This window comes from Synechococcus sp. W55.2 (assembly GCF_047461635.1).
Lineage (GTDB): Bacteria > Cyanobacteriota > Cyanobacteriia > Thermostichales > Thermostichaceae > Thermostichus.
Window position 1 is genome coordinate 1 of record NZ_JANSHM010000054.1, and the last position, 18,798, is coordinate 18,798.

Annotated in this window: 17 protein-coding genes; 7 read left to right on the plus strand and 10 right to left on the minus strand. The window is 59.8% G+C overall.

Annotated elements, in window-relative coordinates:
* The first annotated feature begins 167 nt into the window (after window positions 1-167).
* Entirely contained in the window at window positions 168-662 is a 495-nt protein-coding gene (locus NW828_RS10555; protein WP_011429588.1) for a DUF4079 domain-containing protein, read from the plus strand.
* A 221-nt stretch (window positions 663-883) separates the two neighbouring features.
* Complete coding sequence (lipA, locus tag NW828_RS10560) at window positions 884-1,738, plus strand: lipoyl synthase (RefSeq protein WP_414383732.1); 855 nt, start codon at window positions 884-886, stop codon at window positions 1,736-1,738.
* Here the strand turns inward: lipA and NW828_RS10565 are convergent.
* Complete coding sequence (locus NW828_RS10565) at window positions 1,735-2,979, minus strand: Era-like GTP-binding protein (protein ID WP_414383734.1); 1,245 nt, start codon at window positions 2,977-2,979, stop codon at window positions 1,735-1,737. The two genes, lipA and NW828_RS10565, sit on opposite strands and share 4 nt — an antisense overlap.
* A gap of 134 nt (window positions 2,980-3,113) precedes the next feature.
* Between NW828_RS10565 and NW828_RS10570 the strand changes: the two genes are divergently transcribed.
* From NW828_RS10570 to aroQ, 4 genes are all read left to right on the plus strand, one after another.
* On the plus strand, window positions 3,114-3,263 hold the full coding sequence (locus NW828_RS10570; RefSeq protein WP_011429585.1) for a hypothetical protein: 150 nt from the start codon (window positions 3,114-3,116) through the stop codon (window positions 3,261-3,263).
* Between the two features lie 504 nt (window positions 3,264-3,767).
* The gene (locus NW828_RS10575; RefSeq protein ID WP_414383736.1) at window positions 3,768-5,717 is read left to right on the plus strand and encodes an acetate--CoA ligase family protein; all 1,950 of its coding nucleotides are present in this window, start codon (window positions 3,768-3,770) and stop codon (window positions 5,715-5,717) included.
* Between the two features lie 168 nt (window positions 5,718-5,885).
* Window positions 5,886-6,017, plus strand: coding sequence for a hypothetical protein (locus NW828_RS10580; RefSeq protein ID WP_011434447.1), 132 nt, complete (start codon window positions 5,886-5,888; stop codon window positions 6,015-6,017).
* A complete protein-coding gene (gene aroQ, locus NW828_RS10585; RefSeq protein ID WP_414344089.1) occupies window positions 5,995-6,492 on the plus strand; it encodes a type II 3-dehydroquinate dehydratase in 498 nt (165 codons plus the stop codon). Before NW828_RS10580 ends, aroQ begins: the two co-directional genes overlap by 23 nt.
* A 17-nt stretch (window positions 6,493-6,509) precedes the next feature.
* Here the strand turns inward: aroQ and NW828_RS10590 are convergent, their stop codons facing one another.
* From NW828_RS10590 to NW828_RS10600, 3 genes are all read right to left on the minus strand, one after another.
* The gene (locus tag NW828_RS10590; RefSeq protein ID WP_414383738.1) at window positions 6,510-7,520 is read right to left on the minus strand and encodes an alpha/beta fold hydrolase; all 1,011 of its coding nucleotides are present in this window, start codon (window positions 7,518-7,520) and stop codon (window positions 6,510-6,512) included.
* Entirely contained in the window at window positions 7,517-8,443 is a 927-nt protein-coding gene (locus NW828_RS10595; protein ID WP_414383740.1) for a fatty acid desaturase family protein, read from the minus strand. Before NW828_RS10595 ends, NW828_RS10590 begins: the two co-directional genes overlap by 4 nt.
* A gap of 105 nt (window positions 8,444-8,548) precedes the next feature.
* Window positions 8,549-9,085, minus strand: coding sequence for a thioredoxin family protein (locus NW828_RS10600; protein WP_414383742.1), 537 nt, complete (start codon window positions 9,083-9,085; stop codon window positions 8,549-8,551).
* Window positions 9,086-9,276: 191 nt separating this feature from the next.
* Between NW828_RS10600 and pheT the strand changes: the two genes are divergently transcribed.
* Window positions 9,277-11,754, plus strand: a complete 2,478-nt coding sequence (pheT, locus tag NW828_RS10605) for a phenylalanine--tRNA ligase subunit beta (RefSeq protein WP_414383751.1) — start codon at window positions 9,277-9,279, stop codon at window positions 11,752-11,754.
* Between the two features lie 439 nt (window positions 11,755-12,193).
* On the opposite strand, the gene NW828_RS10610 is transcribed toward pheT, so the two are convergent.
* The 6 genes from NW828_RS10610 to ychF all read right to left on the minus strand — a co-directional run bounded on the left by NW828_RS10610 (window position 12,194) and on the right by ychF (window position 18,484).
* Window positions 12,194-13,333, minus strand: coding sequence for a glucose-6-phosphate dehydrogenase assembly protein OpcA (locus tag NW828_RS10610; protein WP_414383744.1), 1,140 nt, complete (start codon window positions 13,331-13,333; stop codon window positions 12,194-12,196).
* A gap of 130 nt (window positions 13,334-13,463) precedes the next feature.
* Window positions 13,464-15,062: a glucose-6-phosphate isomerase gene (locus NW828_RS10615; protein WP_414329749.1), complete on the minus strand. Its 1,599-nt coding sequence runs from the start codon at window positions 15,060-15,062 to the stop codon at window positions 13,464-13,466.
* Between the two features lie 46 nt (window positions 15,063-15,108).
* Window positions 15,109-15,615, minus strand: a complete 507-nt coding sequence (gene folK, locus NW828_RS10620) for a 2-amino-4-hydroxy-6-hydroxymethyldihydropteridine diphosphokinase (protein WP_414355834.1) — start codon at window positions 15,613-15,615, stop codon at window positions 15,109-15,111.
* Window positions 15,612-15,995, minus strand: coding sequence for a dihydroneopterin aldolase (folB, locus tag NW828_RS10625; RefSeq protein WP_414383746.1), 384 nt, complete (start codon window positions 15,993-15,995; stop codon window positions 15,612-15,614). The genes folK and folB overlap by 4 nt, the downstream gene beginning before the upstream one ends.
* Window positions 15,982-16,851 (minus strand): dihydropteroate synthase, encoded by an 870-nt coding sequence (folP, locus tag NW828_RS10630; RefSeq protein WP_414383748.1) that lies wholly within the window; start codon window positions 16,849-16,851, stop codon window positions 15,982-15,984. The genes folB and folP overlap by 14 nt, the downstream gene beginning before the upstream one ends.
* A gap of 541 nt (window positions 16,852-17,392) precedes the next feature.
* Window positions 17,393-18,484, minus strand: coding sequence for a redox-regulated ATPase YchF (ychF, locus tag NW828_RS10635; RefSeq protein ID WP_414383750.1), 1,092 nt, complete (start codon window positions 18,482-18,484; stop codon window positions 17,393-17,395).
* Window positions 18,485-18,798 lie beyond the last annotated feature (314 nt).

Below are 18,798 nucleotides of genomic sequence, written 5' to 3' on the forward strand. Positions count from 1 at the left end.
ATTGCGCTTTTGGGGGCTGCTGTAAACCAGCCTAGAGGTTCGTGGTTGGCTTGCCAACTGCAGGGCTACCGAAAGCCTGCCCTGTACTGCGAAGCAGTCAGGGTCGGGTAGTTTACGTTAACTCATGTTAATTTGGGGGCGTCTTCCTCTTCCATCCTGCGATCTCTATGAGCATTCAACTTCCTCGCTGGCTAGAACTGGCCTTGCCTTTCTTTCATCCTGTGCTGATGATTTTGGCGTTTGCGCTGGCCTTGTATGCCCTTTACCTGGGTCTGCAAGCGCGACGGGTGCGCACTGCCTCAGCAGAAGAACGCAAGGAGCTGATCAAAGGGAAGTTTGGTCAGCGGCATTTCCTCGCCGGATCCCTGTTCTTGGTGTTGATGGTGTTCGGGGCGCTGGGCGGCATGGGGGTTACCTACCTGAACAATGGCAAGCTGTTTGTTGGGCCTCACCTGCTGGCTGGGTTGGGCATTGTGGCCTTGGTGGCCAGCTCTGCGGCTCTAGCACCGCTGATGAAAGACGGGCAAAAGGTCTGGGCGCGTAATGTGCATGTCCTATTAAACGTGGTGATCCTGGCGATCTTGGGTTGGCAGGCGGTGACCGGCTTTCAGATTGTGCAGCGCATCGTCAACCAAATGCTGACCACACCCCAGGTGGCTTAATCTCCCCGAAAGACCCATGCAACCCTGAACAGGGCTGAGCTTTGGGAGGACTTTGTCCCGCTGGTGCGAGCCGAGAAGTCCGTCGACCCAAAGACTTCGGCCTCCCCTTTTCGGAACCCAGAGCTTCATCATGTCAGAATGGCAGAGCAGGCGCTGCATCCTTCGGCTGTAGAGGGGCGCAGTCTTGTTGCCGATACCCAGTTAACGCAACGGTTCTCCCTATGTCGGTTAGCCCTCTTCCCAGTTGGGTCAAGCGTTCCATCGGCAAAGCCAGCGAGACTTCAGCGGTGCAGCAGGTGATTAAGCAGCGGGGCCTGCACACCATTTGTGAGGAGGGGCGCTGTCCAAATCGAGCCGAGTGCTACAGCCAAAAAACCGCTACATTTCTGCTGATGGGAGGGATCTGTACCCGCGCCTGCTCTTTTTGCCAGGTGGCCAGTGGACGGCCCGCACCGTTGGATCCCACAGAGCCGGAGAAAGTGGCCGAGGCGGTTGAGCTGCTGGGGCTCCGCTATGTGGTACTCACCTCGGTGGCCCGCGACGATCTGCCCGACCAGGGATCCGGTCGCTTTGTGGAGGTCATGGAGGCAATTCGGCGGCGCTGCCCCGGCACCCAGATCGAGGTGCTCACCCCCGACTTTCGCGGGGATCGCGAATGCATTGCCCGTGTGGTGGCCGCTCAGCCTGTCTGCTACAACCACAACATCGAAACGGTACGACGGCTCTCCCAGGCAGTACGGCGCAGTTCCGGCTACGACTTGTCCTTGCGGGTTTTACGAACGGTCAAGGAGCTGAATCCCGGATTACCCACCAAGTCTGGGCTGATGCTGGGGCATGGGGAGACCCGCGCAGAAGTGCTGGAAACCTTCCGGGATCTGCTGGCGGTGGGATGCGACCGTCTGACCCTGGGGCAATACCTGCAGCCTTCTTTGGCGCATCGCCCTGTGGAACGCTACTGGACTCCGGAGGAGTTTGCCGAGCTGGGCCAGATAGCCCGTCGGATGGGGTTTCGCCAGGTGCGCTCGGGGCCATTGGTGCGCAGCTCCTACCACGCTGCTGAAATGGTTGAGAACTAGGCGAGAAAACCTGGCAGGGAGGTTGTGCGGTCTGATACAGCCGGTCTTCCCTGTTCAATCAAGGCACGCAAGCCCGCTTCCAGGCCAAACGCTTGTGCTGCAAACTGGCTGAGCACCTGCGGCGCCAGGGATCCCAGGCGATACAGGCTGACCCCCGCCACCAGACCCGGCAAAAGGCCGTTGCCCCAGTCTCCCCACAGCCAGGAACTCACCCCTTCCGCCAGCAGCAGCAGAGCCCCATTGAGCAGCAGCGGTCGCCACAGCCCCTCGCGAAAGGAGACCAGCCCCCTCCACAAGGCCGTCCGGGGTAGGTGAAGCCGCACTCCCAAGCCCAACAGCCAAAGGCCATCCAGCAGTGGGGCCAACAGCAAATCCAACCCCAGCGGAGCCAAGCCCACCACAATCCCCTTGCCAAGGGCGAAAATCCTGCCCCATTGCTCCACAAAGGGGGCATGGTGCTGCCACTGTTTTTCCAGAATCTGGGCCTGAACCCGGTCCAGCCGCTTCAACACATTCAAAGCCAGGAGGGATCCCGCCTCTGTTTGCAAAATCTGCAGAATTCGCCCCCGCAAGGCTTCAATTTGGGGTGCAGGCCGTTCCCATTCCAAAGTAATGCGGCCATCCGGCCAGTGGGTGCGGACTTTCAGAGGTTTTGGGCAAGCGGCCACGGTCAAAATCTCCTGCGGCGATACCCAGCCTAGGTGGCGGCTGATCTGGGCACAAATGGCCTGCAACTCTGCTTCGGAGTAGAGATCGCATTTGTTCAACACCAGCAGGATGGGCTTGTATAGAGTGCGCAGCTCCGAGAGAGCTTGGTATTCCAACTGGGTCAGGTCGGTGGCGATGACAAACACGATCAAATCCGCCGAGCGGGCCACATCCCAGGCCAACTGTTCGCGGGCTTCTCCTTCCACTTCGTTCAAACCCGGAGTATCCACCAGCCTCACCCGCCAAGGGATCCCTGGCTCCGGCTGCCACAGCAGGGATTGGGGCTGCTGAGTGACCCCATTGAGGGGGCCCACCTTCAATCGCTCCTCGCCGGTTAGGGCGTTCAGGACGGCCGACTTGCCACGGTTGACCAGCCCAAACACCGCAATGGAAAACAGCCGCGCGGTGAGGCGCTTGCGCAAAGTGGATAGAGCCCTGAACTCCGGTTGTAAATCCCGACGGCTGGCCAGAGATTGCCAATGATCCCAGCACCTTTGCAAAACGGTTTCGGCTTGGGTCAAGGGAGTGGTCATAGACAGGGGCAATGGACTAACCCTCACTCTAGAGGGAATTGCCCCTCAGGGCTAGCCGTTTCTCCCCCCCAGCGTGGGGAATCCAAACCCCACAAAATAGGGCATGATCACCCTAGGGTTCCGCCGAATCTCCTATGCTGTACCGCCTTCCCCAATCTCTGAAATGGCTTCGTGTGGGTGGATCCCATCGTTCTAAGCAAGAGCGCCAGATCGTGCGCAGCCTGCTGGCCTTTGCTGGGGCGCTGCTGGTTATGGATGTTGTGCTTCTGAGCGCCCTTCGCTAGTCCAACTTGGCAAGCCCATCGTTAGGTGATTCCGAACAAGTCTAAGTCTGAGGCATTCCTCTAGCACTGCTACAGGCAAGCACTCCCAGACCCTTGCCCATTATGAGGAGAGGGGATCTCAAAGTTGGCAAGCAGTTTCACCGCAGCTTGAAATAATAAATCCAGTCATTTCAGGTTGGGGCGAGACGTCTGAGCCATCGAGAAAAGCCTTTTGGCCGTGTGCAGTCAACATTGGGTTGTGGGGCAGTGTCCTGGTTTGAAGTGTCCTGGTTTGAATCGAAATGACCATAGCCCCAACCCGAGCAGAAATGGTTTTATGGATTACCAAGTTGCATGTCAGGCAACTGTCACTTGACCAGCAAAAGGCTAGCTGGGATCCCTTGTGCTGCGAGGGCAAGCCGCCGGGGATGGGGGCCGGATCGGGAATAATGGAAGCGGCCCCAGCCGGGAGAGCTGGGTTTTCCCCGCGCTGAGGTCGTTGTTTCCCTTCTCTTGAGGCCGGCTATGGTTTTGCAGGAGGCGGCGGGCGTGCCCCGCATCAACGCGCGCGAGTCGGATGTTTTCGACATTTTCAACCTGAAGCATTATCTCGGCCCTAACCCCTATCTCAATACAGCCGCTTTCACCTTCGACTTTGCCCTTACCCAGTGCCCACAGCCGCTGCCCATTGATGTCTACCTGTCCAAGGTCTGCTTCCATTTCCCCCAGTTGCAGGAGGGATCTTATCCTTCCTACGCCCACTTGTTTGCCCGGCTGGTGACGGAGGTGAACCGGTTGCAGATGGATCTCCACTTGCAGCGGTGGAGCTGTCATCCGTTTTCAGAGTATGTGCGCATCGCGGTGCAGACCTTACATGGCCGTACCACTCGTGCTGCGGTCTATTTTGCTTGGGATTGGCTGGAAGCCATCACCCAAGGACAGCCCTTCGATTTTGAAGGGGAGATGCGCCGCCTGCAGCAATTGTTTCGCGACTCGGTGTACGGCGGGCCGACGGTCTATGCCCTCCTGCGGGCTGCTCACGAACGCGGGATCCCTACCTACTACCTATGGGATGAAGGGGTGATGCAGTATGGCTATGGTCGCAACCAGGTGCGAGGGGTGGCCACCACCTTTCACTGCGACAGCCATCTCGACTCTGACTTCACCACCCGCAAAGACGATTGCAAAGCCTTTCTGGCGGCGCAAGGGTTCCCCGTGCCCCAGGGAGAGGTGGTCGCCTCTTTGGCAGAAGCTTTGCAGCAAGCGCAAGAAATCGGCTATCCGGTGGTGCTCAAGCCGGTGGCCGGCCACAAGGGGATAGGGGTAACAGCAGGCATTCAAACCCCAGAAGAACTGGCCTTTGCCTACGAGGTAGCCGTGGCAGCCCTTTCCCCTGAGGAGCCCATCCGGCTGATCCTGGAAAAGCATCTGCAGGGCACCGATTTTCGCCTGTTGTGTGTGGGAGGCCGCTTTGTGGCGGCCACGGAACGACGCCCCGCCTCAGTGACGGGAGATGGCCAAAGCACCATCGGGCAGCTCATCGAGCAGGCCAACCGGGATCCCGTCCGTTGGGATACCCCCACTTCTCCCCTGGGGCCGATCCAATGGGATGAGGCAATGGAGCGCTTTCTGGCAGAGCAAGGCTTGACAGTGGACAGTGTGCTGGAACCGGGGCGGACGGTCTATCTGCGCAAGGTATCCAATCTCTCGGCGGGAGGAGTGAGCCGCGATGTCACGGCCACCGTCCATCCCGACAACGTGGTTTTGGCCCAAACCATTGCCCAGCAGTTCTCGCTGGTGTGCTTGGGCATCGATGTCATTGCCCCCAGCCTGGAGCGCTCCTGGAAGGAGGGATCCCTGGGGATCATCGAGATCAATGCTGCGCCAGGTGTGCTCATGCACCAAAAACCTGCCATTGGCGCGGGAGTGGATGTGCCGGGGGCAATCCTCGACCATCTGTTTCCCAAGACGGCCCGCATCCCGATTTTGACCTTTAACCGCCTCACCTTGGCGGAGGCGCACACCTTGGTGGAGCACATCTTGTCCCACCGCCCCAACGCATGTGTGGGATCCGTCTGTCGGGAGGGTGTGCTGCTGAACCACAGCTCTAGACCCCTGCAGGGCAGCCTCTTTCGCCAGGTGAAAACCCTGCTGCGCCATCCCCAACTGGATCTGCTTTTGGCGGAAGCCGACGAAGAGACCCTGGAGCGGGAGGGCTTGGCCTACGAAGGCAGCGATCTGGTGGTGCTGCGGGATCCCTCCGATCAAGAGCTGCAAACCCTGAAACGGGATCTCAACCCCGGCGGCGCCCTCTTCCTGCAGCGGGGATCCACCCTAACTTTGACGGTGGCAGGCCAGGCGGAGCGATTCGAGCTGCCGGGGACAGACCTTCAGATGGGGATCCTGCTGCGCTCCATGACCCTGCGGATCATCTGCAGAACCATTAGCCAGATGCTGAAGAACTGGTCTGGCTGAGGGGTTTTGGATTTTCTTCAGATTCTTGTAAAAGGGTAGGCAAAACAAGGGATCCCTGCTGGGGAAAAAGGCCGGCCAGCCAGTCAGCTCTACACCCCTCGGAAAGAAGCGCTATCATAGAAGTCCGTCGAATAAACTCCCTTCGTAAAACCTCGCGAGGCAGATCGGATGGATTGGGTAGAAAAGGTGCTGGAAAAGATCCGGGAATGGGTGGAACGTGTGATCGACACCCTGCTGGGGAACCCCCAGCCTCAACCTGCTCCCATTCCGGTAGAAGATGGATCCCATCGTCGTCGTTAATCCGACTGCCATTGCCCCCGGCGGCGAGCCTCTCAGCCTCTTGGTACTGCATGGCCCCAACCTCAACCTGCTGGGGGTGCGAGAGGTGGGCATCTACGGCTCAGTATCCCTAGAGCAGATCGATCAGGCTCTGCATCGGCAGGCAGAAATGCTAGGGGCGAAGCTGGAGATTCTCCAGTCCAACCATGAGGGGGTGCTCATCGATGCCATTCACCGTGCCCGCCAGCAGCATGTCGGCATTCTGATCAACCCTGGGGCCTATACCCACACCAGCATTGCTCTCCGAGATGCCATTGCAGCCGTAGGATTGCCCACTGTGGAAGTCCACCTGAGCAACATCCATCGCCGCGAGCCCTTCCGCCAGCACTCTTACATCGCCGCCGTAGCGATTGGGCAAATCAGTGGTTTTGGGGCGCAAAGCTACCTGTTGGGGCTACAGGCTCTGGTGCAACACCTGCGCCTGCAATCTGTGTAGGATCTGTGTAGGTGCCCTCAGCTCTCCAGGAACTCCTGCACGGCTGTGCGAATAAAAGCTTCATCCTCGGGGTTTTGATGAGGATTCCCGGCCCGGTGTCCCCAAATGGAGGGGATGATCTTGTAAACCGCATTGGGGATCCATTCTGCCTCAGCCCGACAATCTTCTGGGGTGAAATACAAATCCGTCTGGGCGGGCATCACCAATGTTTGGGCCTGAATTGCCCTCAAAGCAGCCCGATAATCTCCCCGGTGAATGGGGTTGTCGCTGATATCGCAGCGAATCCAGGTTTCGATCATCGATAGCAGATTCTGGGGATCCCGGCGGCGGTAATTGGCCTCCCAACCTCGCTCTAGATAATCTTCGAGGGAGGTATACCCCAAGGATTCATAGCATTTTTGGTTGAAAAAAGGCTGGGAAACAGCCCAACTGGCGTAGATGTGGGCAAAAGCTCGCAGACCCCGCTCTGGGACACCCGTAAATCGACGACCGTTCCAGGCGGGATCGGCAGTTAGGGCTGAGCGCAAACTCTCCAGAAAAACCCGATTGTGAACTGTGGTCTTGGCGGTGCCACAGAGGGCTACGATCCGTTCCACCCGCTCAGGAAACAGGGATCCCCAGTGATAAGCCTGCTGAGCCCCCATCGACCAGCCGTAGATCAGGCGGATGCGTTCGATCCCAAAGTGTTGGCGAATCAGGCTCTCCTGCAGGCGCACATTGTCCCAGTGGCTAAACCAGAAGCCATCTTCCCGCAAGCCGCAGGCTGGATCGTTGCTGGGGGAAGTGGAAAGGCCATTGCCCAGCATATTGGGAATGAGAATAAACCACCGCTGCGGGTTGAGGATGCCGTCGGGACGAATCAGCCACTCCAGGTCGGGATGCTGAGCCCCATAGGAGGTGGGGTAGAGGATCAGGTTGTCTTTTCGGGGGGAAAGAGTCCCGTAGGTGGCGTAGGCGAGCGTGATTTGGGGCAGTTGGATCCCGCACTGTAGCTGAAAATCGTTCAGGCTCCAGGTGTAGTGAGTCATGCCTGAAATTGTTCAATCACCTGACGATGAACCCGCACATACCCCTGCCCTAGATGAGCCAGATGGGGCTTGAGGTATTGATGGGCATCGGCCAAAGCATGAAATGGAATGGAGGGGTAAAGGTGATGCTCAGCATGGTAAGGCATATTCCACATCAAAAAGCGGATTGGCCAAAGGGTAAGGGTGGTACGGGTATTGGAGAAGGGATCCTCGGTTTGGCTACAGCCTGTGTGCTCTGCCAGCAAAATGAAGCGCAAGATCGGCTGCCCTACCGCCAAAGGCAACAGCCACAGCCACACTATCCAGGGATCCCCCAGCAGAAGGGAGAGCAAGCTCCCAAGGCCGTAGACCCCTAGCTGCAACCGCACCGAACGAATGACCTCTTGGCGGGCCGATTCAGGAATGTAGGGATAGCCTTGCAACTGGCCGCTGGCTATGCGGATGTAGGTCTTCACCTTGCCGATCCACCAAGTCAAGCCGCTCAGCTCGAGCAAATACTCCGGCCAGCTCTGGGGTTTGGGATCCTCCAGCTCCGGATCCTTGCCCGGAATCTGGGTATAGCGGTGGTGCCATTTGTGGTATCGGCGATAAAAAGTGCTGTTGTAAAACGAGAGCAAGCCCGCCACCCGGGCCACCCCGTCATTCAGTTTTGGGCTGGCAAAAGCGGTGCGGTGTACACATTCGTGCAAAGCAGCAAACATCGTCGCCAAACTGGCCCCGTAAACCACCAGCGCCGGCAGGGCAATCCAGCCATTGACACCTTTCTGGGTCACCCACAGGCTGCCACTCACCGCCATCACCGCCAAATGTCCCAAAAGCTGCCGGAGCCCGGCTGAATTGGAGCGGACATTCAGTTGTCTGAGGCGCTCGCTCGGGATCAACCGTTGCGGATCCGGCAAAATCGGTGTTGTCTCGACAGCCATGGCCTGTTCTTGTGAGCTACGAGAATGGATAGAAGTTATCCAATATCAAACCGAGGCCAGACCTTTCCGCCTGTGTCCAAGACAACAAAACCCTGGACCAAACTCCTAACCATGACTGCGGGGATCCGGCTGACTGGGGAGGGCGCGCCTGCCCCGCTCCAGCTCAGACACCGGCCCGATGTTGGTCAACTGCAGGGGCTGTCCAGTTGCCAGAGCCAACACATTGGCTCGCAGAATCGACGGCGGCTGTTCGCCAATCGCCGATCCCAGCACTTCTCCCTGCCGATCCAAAAACAGAAAATGAGGGATGCCGTTCACTCGGTAGCGGCTCAGCTCCGGCAGCCACTTGGGATTATCCACATTGAGCATGACAAAGTTGACTTGATCGGCAAATTCCTGTTTCAGGCTGGCCAGGAGGGGTGCCATGGCACGACAGGTGCTGCACCAATCGGCGTAGAACTCCACCAAAGAAGGCTTGCCATTGGCCTGAGCTTGCTCCCAAGGTATGGCTTCTTGGGCTAGAGCCTCTAGGTTGCTGCCCGCCTGACGACCCTGGCTGGCCAAAAACAGTCCTGCTGCCAAGAGCACAGCTACTGCGGCAATCAACCCGTTGCGCAACCGTTTTGCCCAGTCTTTCTTCATCCTTCCTCACCTTGCTAGGCGCTGGATCTGACCTCAGCCCTCGCCTTCACTGTTTTAGCATCCCACCCTGTCCCACCGGTTCCGGCCAGAACCGGGTCTATGCCATCCCACGATCTTGGGCCGGGATCCCGGCTGGAGAAGAGGGCCAGGTGAGCGATAATGGGTGCGGCGTTTGCACCGATGGCTCAGCGATGCGCATCTCCTTGAAGTGGCTGCGAGAACTGGTGGATTTCCAACTTTCACCCGAAGAACTGGGGGAGGCCCTCACCCTGGCGGGGTTTGAAGTGGAAGAGATCGAAGACCGCCGCACCTGGGCAGATGGGGTGGTTTTGGGCAGGATCCTGGCTGCCGAGCCTCATCCCAACGCCGACAAGCTGCAGGTTTGCCAGGTGGACTTGGGATCCGATCGGCCTGCCACCATTGTCTGTGGAGCCGCCAACGCCCGCGCCGGGATCCTGGTAGCAGTGGCTACACCCGGCACCCATTTGCCCGCCCTCTCCCTCACCATTGCCAAAGCCGACAAGCGGGGGGTGATCTCGGAGGGCATGATCTGCTCTCTGGCCGAGCTGGGGCTGGAGAAATCTTCCGAAGGGATCCACGAATTCCCGCCCGACTTGGATCTGGAGGTTCATCCGCTTGGCTCTGATGTGCGCCCCCTTTTGGGCTTGGACGATGTGGTGCTGGATCTCACTTCCACCGCCAACCGGGCCGATGCCCTGAGCATGGTGGGGATCGCCCGCGAAGTGGCTGCCCTCACCCGCAACCCGCTGCGCCTGCCCCCCGTCAAGCCTCTTCAGGCCAAGCCCATCCCCAACTTTCAGTTGCGCATTGCCGACGCCAAAGCCTGCCCCGCCTACAGTGGCGTGTTGATCGAAGGGGTGAAAGTCGGCCCTTCCCCCGACTGGCTAAAACACCGACTGGCCGCTGCCGGCATGCGATCCATCAACAATGTAGTGGATATTACCAATCTGATCCTGCTGGAATGGGGCCAGCCTTTGCACGCCTTCGACTGGGATCGTCTGCTCCAGGTCATGGGCAAGAAAAAACCCACCATCGAGGTGCGCTTGGCCCAGCCGGGAGAAACCTTAAAGACCTTGGACGGCCAAACCCGCACCTTGCAAGCCGACAGTCATCTCATTGTGGCCGGCAGCCAACCGGTAGCTCTGGCCGGGGTCATGGGAGGGGAAGAAACCGAGGTCGGCTCGACCACCACTCGCATTTTCTTGGAAGCAGCCCTATTCGATCCAGCGGTGACGCGGCGCTCGGCCCGGTCTCAAGGTCTGCGCACCGAGGCTTCCACCCGCTATGAGCGAGGGGTTAACTTTGCCGCCCTCGATCAGGCCCGGGATCGGGCGGTGCAGTTGATCCTGGAACTGGCAGGGGGAGCAGTGGCCGGCCTCACCACCTTTGACCAGCGCCCCCCCCTGGAACGCACCCTGAAATTGCGGCTGTCGCGGCTGATCGATGTGTTGGGGGACGAGGTGCAGGCGGCGGATGTGGAGGAGATCCTATCTGCCTTGGGCTTTCAGCTCTCCCGTTGCGAAGGGGCCAATTCCCAGAGTGCCCTCTCCCCCGCTACCGAGACGGCAACCGTGGCCAGCTGCGTTTGGCAGGTCGTCGTTCCCCCCTATCGCCTGCGGGACATTGAGCGGGAGATCGACCTCATCGAGGAGTTTGCCCGTCTCTACGGCTATGACCGCTTCTCAGAAACCCTACCCACCGAGCCGCAGGTGGGATCCCTTTCGGCGCGGGAAACGTTCACCCGCCAGATCCGAGAAGTGCTGCGCGGCATTGGCCTGACAGAGGTATATCACATCTCCCTCTGCCCAGCGGAGGAGGATGGATCTTTGGTGAGGATTGCCAATCCACTTTCGCCTGAATATTCAGCCGTGCGCAATGCGCTACTTCCCGGCCTGGTGGAGGCCTTCCGCTTCAACTGGGATCAAGGCAACGGCCCGCTCCAAGCCTTTGAAATCGGTCGTGTTTTTGCCCATGCCTTTCCCCCCAACCCCCACCCTTACCGGGAAGCTGAGCATATCGGCGGTATCTTGGGCGGGGATCCCAATCCCCACGATTGGCAGCACCGCAACCGACCCATGGACTGGTTCGAGGCCAAGGGGCTGCTGGTCTCCGCTCTGGAGCGGCTGGGATTTGGCCCGGAGTTTCGTCTGGATCCCCCTGAAGAGCAATCGTCCCTGCTTCACCCCGGTCGCCAGGCCAGTTTGTGGATTGAGGGATCCCGCATCGGTTTGTTCGGGCAACTGCACCCCCGCCTCTGTCAGGAAAAGGGGCTGCCAGATCAGGTCTATGGGTTTGAGCTGCAGTTGGATCCCTTGCTGGAAAGCCTGGAGAGACGGGGCATTGTGCAATTTGTCCCCTTTTCGCCCTTTCCTGCTGCCGATCGGGATATCGCCTTCTTTGCGCCACTCGACCTTGCCGTTGGTGAGATCGAGAAGGTTATCCGTCGAGCGGGCGGAGAACTTCTCCAATCGGTGCAGCTTTTCGACGAGTACCGGGGCCAAGGAGTACCTGCAGGGCAGCGCAGCCTTGCCTTCCGCCTAGTTTACCGCGCTCCCGATCGCACCCTCACGGATGCGGAGGTAGAAGCTCTGCAAAACCAGGTGAGGGCGCAGTTGGCAACACAATTTCCGGTGACCTTGCGCAGCTAGCCGACCCCTCTGTAGCTACTATAACATCCTCCCGGCGCTCGTCCTGTGGACAGGGCGCGGGACTGATTGCCCCTGCACCCCGTTAGCTACACCGCTGGGAAGCCCCGCCCTCTATTAGGGGCTAGTGACTAGTGACTAGTGGCTAGCCACTATCCAGGGTGAGAGTCGGGATGAAAGGCGGGGACATGATGTTTTGTCCTTGACTGGTGCCATAAACATAAAAAGTAGCGGGGTTTTATACACTGCCGCTATAAACATCAAGTACAGGGTGGTGGGGCATCCCGTCCTTTTCGCGCTAGCAGCGCGGAGCGCTAACCGGAGTCACTGTTCGCGTCAGCGGGACGGAGTCCTTGAAGCCCGCACTCTCTCGCTTTAGCGGCGCGGAGCGCTTTGCATCAGCATGAGTGCGGGAGTATGTCACTTAAACCAGAAGCAGATCTCAGCTTTTGCCCAGCTTCAGCATCTGATCCACCACCCCTAGGGTTTCTTCGTAGAGGTAGTCGGGGCCAAGCCGCTGCAACTCGGCAGCCAGCAGGGTGTCGAGGGAATCCTGCTCCAGGGGAGCCACCTGGCGAACCACACATCTCTGAGCGCCCCCCATGGCTTCCATGCGCATACACCCTGTGATTTCGGAGCACAGCACAGTACAGGCGTCGGCTTCTTGGTTGCTGGAGGTGAGGCGCAGCCCGATGAGATCCCCCGGCTGGCTGATTTCCGAGGCCAAGGGCACAGCGGCCAGTTCTGCCATCACCTCGCCGCCCATTTGGGTTTGAAAGCGGATGCGGTCAATCTTGTAATCGTGTTCTTGAGCCTGAACCCGCTCTGTGGGAGTCCATCCCAGGCGACCGGCCAGCCAGCCCAGGAAAAGGAACGCCTGGCAGGGATTGCCGGCTTTGTAGTCGAGGTTCACGCGATCTACGAGGTATAGGGACTCCCGCCGGTCGGGAGGGTCGAAGGCTTGGGCGGTGAGTTCCTGCCAGGGCAGCAGCCGCCGCCAGTTGAGATCCCCGCAGTGGCGGCCCTCGCTCAGCAAGAGGTGGATTTCTTGCAGATCTTCTTCTGGATTGACAAAGCCCCGCGAATCGACAATGACCCGATTGCTCAGGGCCACCAATTTTTGAAACAGCAAGCTGTTCAGATCCAGATCCCCCTGCCACCACAAAAAGGTGGGCAAGTTGGGGATCAGCAGCGAGGCGACCGTGCTGCAGGCCCGCACAAAGGCCGATTCGGGCGCTTTCAGGGTGATGTATTCGCAACAGACCAACGAGCTGCGCTGCTCGCGGGTCACCGGGCAATAGGCGGCCACCTGGGCCTCGATGGCATCGTCTGGGGATCCCTCTCGTTTGGCGCGCAGGTCAATGACGCGACAGGGGTTCTGGGTGGCGATGGCTTCGACGGTGGGGGAAGGCAGCAACAGCGCATCGTCCAGAGATTCGTACACCACCAGGGTAAAGGTGGCAGCGCGGGCGGCAACGCTCTCTCCTTTGGAAGACCAGATCTTGTTCAGCTCCCGCTCAATATCTTCGATGGAGACATCTTTCGGAGTCTGTAAGGGTAGGACGGCAGCAGATTGATCCATAGTCTCCTCCTGGAGTGGACTCTTGCTCGATTCTAGGCAGGCGGGCCGGCTGGCTGGGAAGGGCTTAAGGCCAGGTACAGATTGGCCAACTCAAGCCTGCGCTCCACACCCAATCCAGGAAATCAGAGGATCAAGCGGGCCGGGGCTGGATGCTCAGCTCCAGGGGGCGGGCGGGATCCCCTGTCAACAGGACTCCGCGGCCATTGGCGTGTAGGTGCCGCACAATCCAGTACAGGGTTTCTATGCGCTCCGGGCAGCCCAGTTTCTCTGCCAGTTGGGGCAAAGTCAGGGATCCCTGGTGCTCCTGCACCGTCTCTAGCAATCGCCGTTGCAGCTCCAAGACAGCGCTGGCGGCTTTTTTGCCTGCTTCCACCCCCGGTTGATGGTAAGCGTTGATCTGGATTAGGGAGGCGTAGAGGCCCACGGCTCGCTCGTAGAGGGCAATCAAGGCCCCCACCGAGCGGGCATCCACCCGTGGCAGCGTCACGGTAATGGAGTCGCGACCGTTTTCGTAGAGGGCCTGGCGGGTACCCTGCAGCAGGCCGCTCAGGTAGTCACCACTGGTCACCTGCGGCTCCACGAAGGGGGAAGGGATCCCGGGCTCCCGATCCTGGAGCACCTCGATGAAAGTCACAAAGAAGTTGTTCAAACCATCCCGCAACTGTTGTACGTAGGCATGTTGGTCGGTGGTGCCCTTATTGCCGTAGACGGCGATGCCCTGCTCCACGCGGTTGCCGTTTAGATCATGGGATTTGCCCAGGGATTCCATCACCAACTGTTGTAAGTAACGGCTAAACAGCAGCAGGCGATCCTTGTAGGGCAAAACCACCATGTCCTTGCGCCCTTGCCCTTGACCGACGATGTACCAGGCCATGGCCAGCAGAGCGGCGGGATTGCGCTCCAGGTGGGGCAGGCGGGTGGCCTCATCCATGGTGGCTGCCCCGGCCAGCAAAGCCCGGATATCAATGCCCTGCAACGCTGCCGGCAACAGGCCCACCGGGGACGTTTCGGAGGTGCGCCCCCCCACCCAGTCGAAGATGGGGAAGACCTCCAACCACCCCTCCTGCCGCGCCTGCTGCTCCAATTGGCTGCCGGGGCCGGTGATGGCCACCGCATGGGCAGAAAAAGGGATCCCGGCTTTTTGGTAGGCCAGCTTCACCTCCACCAAGCCATTGCGGGGCTCTGGGGTGCCGCCGGATTTGGAGGTGGTGATCACCAGGGTTTGCCCCAGTTGGTCTGCCAGCCGCCCCAGCACCCGGTCAAACCCGTCGGGATCCGTGTTGTCGATGAAGTGGATGTTCAGGGGGGGGTGCAGCGGAGCCAGGGCCTCCGCCACAAATTGCGGCCCCAGAGCTGAGCCGCCAATGCCGATGCAGAGCAGCTCGGTGAACCGTCCCCCCCCGCTGGCCGGGATGGTTCCGCGATGGATCTTTTCGGCAAAGGTTTCCACTCGCTCAATGGAATCCTGAATGGCCTGCCGGATTTCAGGGGTGGGAGCCAGCTCGGGCGCCCGCAGCCAATAGTGGCCCACCTGGCGGCCTTCGTCGGGGTTGGCAATGGCTCCTGCCTCCAAAGCCTGCATATCGGCAAAAGCCTGGGCAAAGCGAGGCCGTAGCGCTTCCACCTGAGGGGGAGTGAAACGGATGCGGCTGATATCGACGAAAATCTCCAGGCCGGGATGGTAGTAAAGCCAATCGCAGTAGCGCTGCCAGAGTTGGAGGCTGTCCATGGGATCCCTTTTGCCGAAATCCCTAACCAGCTTACCAAACTCTTTCTTACTCCCAGCCGAGGGTTGTGCGCTCCAGCCAGGACTGATCCAAACTGATGAGTGCCTCTTTGACCCCCACACCGGTCTCAGGGTGACGCCAGTCGGGAGCGATCTCCCCCAAGGGAGCTAAGACAAAAGCACGTTCCATCATGCGGGGGTGGGGCAACGTCAGCTCAGGGCTGTTCAGGATGCGGCTGCCCATGGCCAGCAGATCCAAATCCAGGGTTCTGGCCTCCCAGCGGATGCGCCGCACCCGTCCTGCCTCCTGCTCGATGGCCAGCAGCGCCCCGAGCAACTCCAGGGGAGACCGGTAGGGGGGAAAGGGATCCAACGCCACCACTGCGTTAAGGTAGTCAGGCTGTCCGGGTGGCCCCCCTTGGGCTGGGCTGCGGTAGAGACTGGAACAGGCCACCACCTCTCCCAACCGGCGCAACTTCTGCACAGCCAAGCGCAACTGCTGCAGCGGATCCCCCAGGTTGCTTCCCAGGGCAACATAGGCCAGGTCACGATTCATGAGGCTTCCGCCCTGCTTACGGCTCGCCGGCGGTCGACCTCGACGTAAATATCCTCGAACAGCCCCGGCAGGGGAGCATGGGGCTTGTGAACCCGCACAGTTAGGGCCTCCAGTTGGGGATAGCTCTGCCACAGCCGCTCTGCGATCTGATCCGCCAAGGTCTCGACCAAGCGGTAGCGTTGGCCGGTCACCTCCTGCCGCACCCTCTCGTACACCTGGGCGTAGTCCACCGTGCGCGAGAGGTCATCTTGGATCTCGGCTAGGGAAAGCCGCATCTCCACGTCCACCACAAAACGCCCACCCAAAACCGCTTCCTCCGGGCAGTGGCCGTGATAGGCATGAAAGACGAGGCCCTGCAGCACCAGCCTACCCTGCGTCATGGTGCAGAGCTTCCCAAGTGGCAAGGGCGGAAACATGAGCCGGCACGTTGTGAACCCGTACCAGGGCAGCCCCCCGGCTGGCTGCAAACAGGTGCACGGCCACGCTGGCGCTGTCTCGCTGATTAGGTACGGCAATGCCGGAAAGCTTACCCACAAAACTTTTGCGGGATGCCCCCACCAAGACCGGGTAGCCGTAGGCCACCAGCCGCGGTAGGGCTTTAAGCAGGACTACATTCTGCTCGGCAGTTTTGGCAAAGCCTAAGCCCGGATCCAAAACAACGCTGGGCACGCCCGCTGCCAGGGCCCGCTCTGCCTGTTCCCTGAGAAAACCGAAAACCTCCCCCTCCAGGTCAGCATAGTCGGTCTGCTGCTGCATGGTGCGCGGCTCTCCCCGCATGTGCATGATCACCGCCGGCACCCCCGCCTCGGCACACACCTGCACCATCTGCGGATCCCGCAGCCCGGTTACGTCGTTCACCAAGTGGGCGCCGGCAGCCAAAGCCGCCGCTGCCACCTCCGGCTTGCGGGTGTCGATGCTGATGGGGATCCCGGATCCCTGCAAAGCTCGAATTACCGGCAAAACCCGGTCGCATTCCACCTCCACCGATACCGGCTCCGCTCCCGGACGGGTGGACTCGCCGCCAATATCCACGATCAAGGCCCCTGCCGCTGCCATGGCTTTGGCTGCCTGCACAGCCGCTTCTGCAGATCCCCACTGGCCGCCATCGCTGAAGCTGTCGGGGGTAACGTTTAGCACCCCCATCACCTCAACGCCCCGCCAAGAAAGACGGTAGCCCTCTGGCGTCTGTTCTGCCCCAGGCAGAGGGCGTCGGGAGATCAAGCTGGTAACACCCATAACCGCTGCAGGCTGCCGTGTTGCAAAAGCAGGGGGAAAAGTCTCCCACTGCCTAGGATGGTATTGCCGTCAATCCCAAGGCTGGCGCAAGCCCAACAGGATTCCACAAAATTTTTTACAACGTCCTTACAGAGCCACGATTGGTGAAAGGCTGCCCCTGCCGGCTCAAGCGCAAGGAATGGCCCCCGCCGACAGAGGAAGCTCTCCCGCTCTGGCTAGAACATGATGTCGTCTTCGGAACGACCCCAGATGCACCAAATGATAGAGGCAAAGATTGCCATGTAAACCCAGGCCATCGGGCCGTATTGCAGCAGATCCATCAATACATCCCTAAAACATTTGTTTATCTAGTCCAATTATTGTGATGTTTCGTTACAGCGTCAACCGTTTTCTTAGGAAAAGGCCCCCTCTCAGACCCAGCCGGAGCTGCGCTGGGATCCCTTGTCCAGGGCGGGTTAAGTCTTTTTGCCTAAAGACAGGGAGCAAGTCTTCAGTTTCTGAGAAAACCCAGCTTGCCTGAGAGATGCAGGGGGATGGGGAGCTAGACATGGAAACGGAAGTGCATCACGTCCCCTTCCTGGACGACGTAGTCTTTGCCTTCGCTGCGCAGCAGGCCCTTTTCTTTGGCGGCATTCAGGGATCCCGCCGCCACCAGATCGGCATAGGCCACCGTCTCGGCCCGGATGAAGCCCCGCTCAAAATCGGAGTGGATCACCCCGGCTGCCTGAGGGGCTGTGGCGCCGACTGGAATCGTCCAAGCGCGGGTTTCTTTGGGGCCAGAGGTAAAGTAGGTGCGCAAGCCCAACAGCTCGTAGGTGGCCCGGATTAGGGATTTCAGCCCGCCTTCTTTCACCCCCAACGAATCCAGATAGGCCTGTCGCTCGTCGGGGGGTAGCTCCACCAGTTCCGCCTCCACCTGGGCTGAGACCACCACCACCCCTGCCCCTTCCGCTTTGGCAAATTGCCGCACCTGCTCCACCCAGGCATTGCCGCTGGCCAGATCCGTTTCTGCCACGTTGGCGGCGTAGATGACTTTTTTGCGGGTGAGCAGCCCCAACCCTTTGATCAACTGCTCTTCTTCTGGGCTGAGGGGTACCAGGCGAGCCGGCTTGCCCTCGTCCAAGGCAGCCTGTAATTGTTCCAGAGCCTGCAACTCCAGTTGGGCGGTTTTGTCGGACTTTGCCTGCTTGCGCACCCGCTCTATGCGCCGCTCGATCTGGGCCAAATCCGCCAAGGCTAGCTCCAAGTTGATCACCCCGATATCCCGCAAGGGATCCACCGAACCCGCCACATGCACAATGTTCTCGTCTTGGAAGCAGCGCACCACGTGCACCACGGCGTCCACCTGGCGAATGTGGGAGAGAAACTGGTTGCCCAGACCCTCCCCTTTGCTGGCTCCGGCCACCAGCCCGGCAATATCCACAAACTCGATTTGGCTGGGGATGATCTCGGCAGAACCGCTGATCTTGGCCAGCACCTGTAGGCGCTCATCGGGCACTGCCACCCGCCCCACATTCGGCTCAATGGTGCAGAAGGGAAAGTTGGCCGCCTCGGCTTTGGCATTTTCACAGAGGGCGTTGAACAAAGTGGATTTGCCTACGTTGGGCAGGCCGACAATTCCAGCTCTTAACATCCAGATCTCGGAGAAAAAGCCAAAAACCAGGGTAACGGGATCCCTTGCCCAGCGGAAAGATCCCTACTCTGACGTTAGCATTTGCCGCCCCTTTCCCAACCGGTGGATCCGCTCCCAAGCGCTCCGCGCCGCCAACGCCACCACCCTCGGCTCCTCTCCCAAGAGAACTGTATTTTTTGTCAGCTGCACAGTGTTGGGCAGCTGAGGTCTTTTGACATCCTCCCCGGCCTGAAGGCTGGAGATTCCTACCACGCTACGCATGGATGGCTCCTTGCGCAGTCGTCTCGGCGGGTTCCTGCTTCCGACCGCCCGTG

Coding starts and splice junctions, on each gene's coding strand:
- NW828_RS10555 (WP_011429588.1), top strand. CDS start 168: ATGAGCATTCAACTTCCTCGCTGGCTAGAACTGGCCTTGCCTTTCTTT.
- lipA (WP_414383732.1), top strand. CDS start 884: ATGTCGGTTAGCCCTCTTCCCAGTTGGGTCAAGCGTTCCATCGGCAAA.
- NW828_RS10565 (WP_414383734.1), bottom strand. CDS start 2,979: ATGACCACTCCCTTGACCCAAGCCGAAACCGTTTTGCAAAGGTGCTGG.
- NW828_RS10570 (WP_011429585.1), top strand. CDS start 3,114: ATGCTGTACCGCCTTCCCCAATCTCTGAAATGGCTTCGTGTGGGTGGA.
- NW828_RS10575 (WP_414383736.1), top strand. CDS start 3,768: ATGGTTTTGCAGGAGGCGGCGGGCGTGCCCCGCATCAACGCGCGCGAG.
- NW828_RS10580 (WP_011434447.1), top strand. CDS start 5,886: ATGGATTGGGTAGAAAAGGTGCTGGAAAAGATCCGGGAATGGGTGGAA.
- aroQ (WP_414344089.1), top strand. CDS start 5,995: ATGGATCCCATCGTCGTCGTTAATCCGACTGCCATTGCCCCCGGCGGC.
- NW828_RS10590 (WP_414383738.1), bottom strand. CDS start 7,520: ATGACTCACTACACCTGGAGCCTGAACGATTTTCAGCTACAGTGCGGG.
- NW828_RS10595 (WP_414383740.1), bottom strand. CDS start 8,443: ATGGCTGTCGAGACAACACCGATTTTGCCGGATCCGCAACGGTTGATC.
- NW828_RS10600 (WP_414383742.1), bottom strand. CDS start 9,085: ATGAAGAAAGACTGGGCAAAACGGTTGCGCAACGGGTTGATTGCCGCA.
- pheT (WP_414383751.1), top strand. CDS start 9,277: ATGCGCATCTCCTTGAAGTGGCTGCGAGAACTGGTGGATTTCCAACTT.
- NW828_RS10610 (WP_414383744.1), bottom strand. CDS start 13,333: ATGGATCAATCTGCTGCCGTCCTACCCTTACAGACTCCGAAAGATGTC.
- NW828_RS10615 (WP_414329749.1), bottom strand. CDS start 15,062: ATGGACAGCCTCCAACTCTGGCAGCGCTACTGCGATTGGCTTTACTAC.
- folK (WP_414355834.1), bottom strand. CDS start 15,615: ATGAATCGTGACCTGGCCTATGTTGCCCTGGGAAGCAACCTGGGGGAT.
- folB (WP_414383746.1), bottom strand. CDS start 15,995: ATGACGCAGGGTAGGCTGGTGCTGCAGGGCCTCGTCTTTCATGCCTAT.
- folP (WP_414383748.1), bottom strand. CDS start 16,851: ATGGGTGTTACCAGCTTGATCTCCCGACGCCCTCTGCCTGGGGCAGAA.
- ychF (WP_414383750.1), bottom strand. CDS start 18,484: ATGTTAAGAGCTGGAATTGTCGGCCTGCCCAACGTAGGCAAATCCACT.